Origin of the sequence: Prevotella conceptionensis 9403948 (genome assembly GCF_000312305.1) — a bacterium.
GTDB lineage: Bacteria > Bacteroidota > Bacteroidia > Bacteroidales > Bacteroidaceae > Prevotella > Prevotella conceptionensis.
Genome location: NZ_HE999447.1, coordinates 1 through 5,557, shown reverse-complemented (window position 1 = coordinate 5,557; position 5,557 = coordinate 1). Strand labels below are relative to the sequence as shown.

Annotated in this window: 6 protein-coding genes; all 6 read left to right on the top strand. The window is 47.6% G+C overall.

Annotated features, from left to right (window positions below; genetic code table 11):
* The first annotated feature begins 784 nt into the window (after positions 1-784).
* The 6 genes from BN93_RS07940 (at position 785) to BN93_RS07915 (ending at position 5,515) form a co-directional block, all read left to right on the top strand.
* Positions 785-2,029, top strand: coding sequence for a site-specific integrase (locus BN93_RS07940; protein ID WP_019187818.1), 1,245 nt, complete (start codon positions 785-787; stop codon positions 2,027-2,029).
* A 71-nt stretch (positions 2,030-2,100) separates the two neighbouring features.
* On the top strand, positions 2,101-2,463 hold the full coding sequence (locus BN93_RS07935; RefSeq protein ID WP_019187817.1) for a hypothetical protein: 363 nt from the start codon (positions 2,101-2,103) through the stop codon (positions 2,461-2,463).
* Between the two features lie 245 nt (positions 2,464-2,708).
* The gene (locus BN93_RS07930; protein WP_019187816.1) at positions 2,709-3,008 is read left to right on the top strand and encodes a helix-turn-helix domain-containing protein; all 300 of its coding nucleotides are present in this window, start codon (positions 2,709-2,711) and stop codon (positions 3,006-3,008) included.
* A 21-nt stretch (positions 3,009-3,029) separates the two neighbouring features.
* Entirely contained in the window at positions 3,030-3,413 is a 384-nt protein-coding gene (locus BN93_RS16780) for a helix-turn-helix domain-containing protein (RefSeq protein ID WP_084768732.1), read from the top strand.
* A gap of 91 nt (positions 3,414-3,504) precedes the next feature.
* Positions 3,505-3,855 (top strand): helix-turn-helix domain-containing protein, encoded by a 351-nt coding sequence (locus BN93_RS07920; RefSeq protein ID WP_019187814.1) that lies wholly within the window; start codon positions 3,505-3,507, stop codon positions 3,853-3,855.
* 79 nt (positions 3,856-3,934) lie between these two features.
* Complete coding sequence (locus BN93_RS07915; protein ID WP_019187813.1) at positions 3,935-5,515, top strand: DUF4099 domain-containing protein; 1,581 nt, start codon at positions 3,935-3,937, stop codon at positions 5,513-5,515.
* Positions 5,516-5,557: the final 42 nt, after the last annotated feature.

The window sequence follows — 5,557 nt, the reverse complement described above, 5'->3', positions numbered from 1 at the left end:
GCCCGAAAAAGGCATACCCAACATAGAGCATTTAGCTCCCAATCGGACATTGTATATTAAACACTAATTTATGGAAACATAAATAGAGAGAGCTCTATTGACTTAGTGTAGTTAAGCCAAGACAAGCACTCCTCTCATATACGGAGTGCAAGGCAAATCAAATCATTGGCATATCAAACTCACGGAAACCCACCAACACCCAAATGAGTCAACTCATCAACTCTCCAACCTACCAACTCGAAAACTTAAATTATTGTTTTTTATTTTACAATACCGCTCTAATTCTCACTTCGTTCTAGCGAAAATATAAGCTAAAAAGTAGGAAAAAAACCACTATTCATAACCTTTAACACCCAATGTTTTGTCTATTTTCAAGAACAACACCTACATTTTGTACCATTTTGCCTTTCTAGTTTGTTTGCCTGCTCGTATTTTTTTCATGCCCAATTACGCACTTTTAGCCCCTAAAAGTACATATAAAATATGAAAAACGGAGAAATGAAGCGATAAAGTTATCAATCAAGGACTTAAAAGGACTTTGGAAAGCAGCGTAAAGCCAAACATGTACGGTCTTTATGCCAAACTGTGACAGCGTTCCGTCTCCTATTCGTAACCCCTGCAAGGGTAAGAATGGACAGGTGGAAAATCAAGGAAATTCGCTCTGAAATAGGCTGTTAGGCCGAAAATTCCTACCCAGCGGTTTCTTATTCCGCGTTCCCCTCGATTTGCTTAGTGGACAACTGCTCCACAGTAAATAATTTTGCAAACGAAAGGAACAAAAGCAATGAGAAGTACATTTTCAGTCATCTTCTATTTGAAGAAAGACAAAGTAAAGAAAGACGGTACGTCACCTATCATGGGGCGTATCACCGTGGACGGAACACAGGCACAGTTCAGCTGCAAGCTCTCCATTGATTCAAACCTCTGGGGTATCAAGGGTGGTCGTGCGGTTGGCAAGAGTGTAACGGCACGGGAAACCAACCGGATACTCGATAAACTCCGTGCAGCCATCACGAGGCATTATCAGGAAATTATGGAGCGCGACAGCTTTGTCACGGCCGAGAAAGTCAGGAATGTTTTCCTTGGTTTGGAATACCGCTGCCAGACGCTCATAAAGATTTATGACCACTTCATGGAAGATTATGCCAAGAAAGTCGACTGTGGCATGAAAGCAAAGAGCACATTGACGAAATACCATGCCGTATACAGTCACCTAAAGGACTTCCTGCAATCACGCTATCATGTGAGTGACATTGCATTGAAAGAAATTCAACCAACATTCATCACCGATTTTGAGACTTATCTGCTTGCAGAAAAACACCTGCATTGCAACTCTGTCTGGGTATATTCCTGTCCCGTCCGTATGCTGCTGCACAGGGCGGTAGAAAACGGCTGGCTGATGCATTATCCATTCCCAGACTGCAGTGTGCCGAAAGAGGAAACGGAAAAAGGATTCCTTACCAAGGAGGAACTCGGACAGCTTATCAACGCTCCGAAGATGAACTTCAAGCGGACATTCATCCGCGATCTGTTCCTCTTCTGCGCTTTCACGGGATTGGCTTACATAGACCTGAAGAACCTTCGGGAGGAAAATATCGTATCCAACCCGCTCGACGGCAGCGTATGGATACACACCCATCGGCAAAAGACCGGTGTGGAAACGAATGTTCGCCTGCTTGACATTCCCCTTCAAATCATGAAGAAATACAAAGGCCTGTGCGAAGACGGGCGTGTCTTTCCCGTTCCGTCCTATAATTCCTGCAAAATGATACTACGTACCGTCATGAAGAAATGCTGCATCCGCAAACACATTACTTGGCACATGGCACGCCACACGATGGCAACGGTGGTATGCCTTTCCAACGGCATGCCTATCGAGTCTGTCAGCAGCGTCTTGGGACATAAATGTATCTCCAGCACACAGATATACGCAAAGATTACCAACGAGAAACTGAACAAGGAAATGAATATACTCTCGGAGAAACTTGCCGACATCGGTGAATTCGTCACCTCGGAGACTTTTGCGTAATGGTACGAAAAATAAAAATGCCTTTATTATGACAACATCCAAACAATATATATAAAAAGGAGGAACGAACGATGAAACAACGAGACATCATTTATTTGAAAGAGAATGAATTTTTCATCACGGGTGCCGCCATCTGGATGAACGAATGGGAACTGGCGGAACTCTTCTACGCCACGCAGGGTGAGATACGGGCAGCCATCAATCGCGTACTGAAAGAAGGTGCGATACCGGCCTGCCACAGCACGAGATATATGCCTCTTGAAAACAGTCATGCTGCCGAGGTCTATTCCTTGGAGGCCATCATCGCCATATCCTTTTATCTTCATACGGGATTTGCGGCAAAGTTTCGCAGGTGGATAACGCAAAGGATAACAAGAGAGAACAAACAGGCTGCCTCTCTTATGCTTTGCATCAGTAGCGAATTGGAATGCTGAACAGACAAGTATAGCAACATATCATTTGAATACGTTATTCAAGAAATAAAATCCGAGAAACAAAAAAGGAACGACAACGGGCGGACGGTTTTCACCAGAAAAACTGTCCGCCCGAGTTGTTTTCTGTCATTTTGTTGTCTCTTTTGTCTCCGTAACGACGCCACAAGCTGCCACATGCTACCAAAACAGACCGAGAATGCAGATAATGCTATAATTTTGTAATGTATTCATTAAACAAAACAGAAATGGAAGTAATTATCATTGAGAAAAAGACATTCGAGAAGATCGTATCGGATGCTCTTGCTTTGGAAAAACAAGTCAACGCGCTCTGTGCGATGAACGAAGGAAAATCAACGAATGCTTGGCTGGACGGTGAAGGCGTCTGCCGTCGGTTGCACATCAGTCCCCGCCGCCTGCAGACACTCAGAAACAGTAGGCGTCTGAACTATGCCCAAATAGGACGTAAGTTCTATTACAAGGCAAAGGATGTCGAGGACTTTCTGCTAAGCTGCAAAGAAGAGACCCATAAACAAGAAAAAATATGACACCGCTATATCCACAGACAAATGAAAGAAAATGTATTGACCGAACAAGACGAACCGATATTCTCCCTGCTCCACTCTTTTGAGAATATTCATAAGGGACTATCATCTCTTTTGGGGAATTGCCGCCCACCACTCAACGGCGAGCGGTATCTCACCGACAGGGATGTATCGGCACTGCTGCGGGTCAGTCGCAGAACCCTGCAGGAGTACCGGCACAGCGGCAACCTTCCCTTTTTCCGTTTAGGCGGGAAAATCCTTTACAGAGAAAGTGACCTGCAAAAAATGCTTGGGGAACGTTGCCACAGTTTATCCGACAATTCAGGTATACGAGAAGCGTATCGACTTCGTCATCCTGCGCGGCAAGTATCTCTATTCCGCCCGCGAAGTCGGGCGCATCATCGATGAGGGACGTCTCAAGGGCGATCCTGCCACCATCGAGGAACTACGGCATCATTTCAACCTGCGTACAGGTAAAGTCTCACCTAAATGATTGTATATGAGGAATATAGACTATGACACGAGACTTTTGGAAATGATGCGAGACATCTCGGAACACCTCAACAGACAGGACAAAGAATTGGAGTTGATCGTGCATAAGATTGATGAGGAACTGCATGCTTCGCATCAAGAAGAGTGTGAGCATCTGTTGGACAACCAAGACCTGTGCGACCTCCTTCACGTCAGCAAACGGACCTTGCAGCGTTACCGCACTTCGAAAATGATTCCCTATTTTCAGCTGAAGCATAAGATCTATTATAAGCTCCACGATGTGCATGACTTTATCGAAAAGTATATAAAACCGTCAGGAAGGAAACTACCGGACACAATGGAACAATTCAAAGTATAATAAGGACCTATGATGAATGATTGAATAAATAAATAAACAAACAATCAATGAATAAACAACAAAATAAACGTAAGTAAAAATGGCAAAGAAAACAAAAGAACAGGACGTCTTGCTCGTCCGCGACGAGAAGACGGGAGAGATCGGTGTCATCGCCGGCCTCGGCAGTGACGGAACACCCAAGCGCGTGCCTCCGAAGGCGGAACACGCCCAGGACTTCCTGAAGTTCGACCGCGGGGGCGACATCTTGGACAACTTCTTCCTCAACTTCATGCGGCAGTGCAAGGAGCCCTCCCGCTTCGGCTTCTACCGCGTGGCAGTCGAGCAGGCGGACAAGCTCATCGAAGTGATGAAAGATTTGCTCAAGAATCCCGAAGGCAACCGTGAACTGCTCGCCCCGCACAAAATAGACATGACGCCTTATCATAAGGCAGTACAAGAAGAACAACAACAAAGTCAACAGCAAAATCAACAACCCACAAATCCCACAGAAGAAATGAAAGAGAAACAAGAACAGCCGCAGGCAGCACAAGGTGCCGCCGGGCAAGAGAAAACGAATGACGGCAACGGTCAGAAAAAGGAAAGTACCTACAAGCCCATCGACGAGAGTAAAATCAACTGGCAGGAGCTGGAAGAGAAATGGGGCATCAAACGAGACGAGCTGGAGAAGTCGGGCGATTTGAAACGGATGCTCAACTACGGTAAGTCCGACTTGGTGAGTGTTGCTCCGAAGTTCGACGGACAGACCTTCGAGACCGCCGCCCGTCTCGCCTTCAAGGTGCAGGAAGACGGCACGGTACGCCTCGTTCCGCACTTGGTACAGACCGCTCCCAACCTCGACCTCGAATACAAGGGGCACCGTTTCACCGAGGAGGATAAGCGCAACCTGAAAGAGACGGGCAACCTCGGGCGTATCGTAGACCTTGCGAACACCGAAACAGGTGAGCTCAAACCTTCATTCGTGAGTATCGACCGCCAGACCCATGAGCTGATCGATATCGCCGCCAACCGGGTGCGCGTGCGCGACACCATCGGCAAGACGGTGCTCTCCGAGACCGAGAAAGCCCTGCTGCTGACAGGAGCGCCCCTCAAAGGCAAGGAAATAGAGCTGGAGAACGGGCGCAAGTTTACCGTCACCCTGCAAATGAATGCCGAACAACGCGGCATCGAGTTCGTTCCCGGCAGTGGGCGCAGCCCGAGAAAACAGCAACGGCAGGACGGCAACACCACACAGGGACAGAAGGGCGAAAGTCCCAAGCAGCGTGAGAACCGCTGGACGACCGATGACGGCAAGATACGCCCCATCGGCAAGTGGAAGAACATTCAGTTTAGCGACGAACAGAAGAAGGATTACTGCCAAGGCAAAGCCGTCAAGTTGGAGAACGTGCTCGACAAGAAAGGGCAGCCCTGCACGATGTACCTCAAGTTCAACTACGACAAAGGCCGTCCCTTTACCCACAGCCAAAATCCAGACCTTGCCCAGACCGTCGCCCCATCGAACGAAAGCCGCGTGCAGGTCGCCGTCAACAACGAGGGCAAGACCAACGAGGCGACCAAGCACATACAGCAGCCCATCGAGAAAGGGCAGGTTGCCCCGAAAAACGAACAGCAGGCACAGCAGCAGAAGAATGAACCCAAGAAAGCCAAGGGCATCCGCATGTAGCCCCTGTGCCGACCACTAATATCCAATACAGTATCCATCATC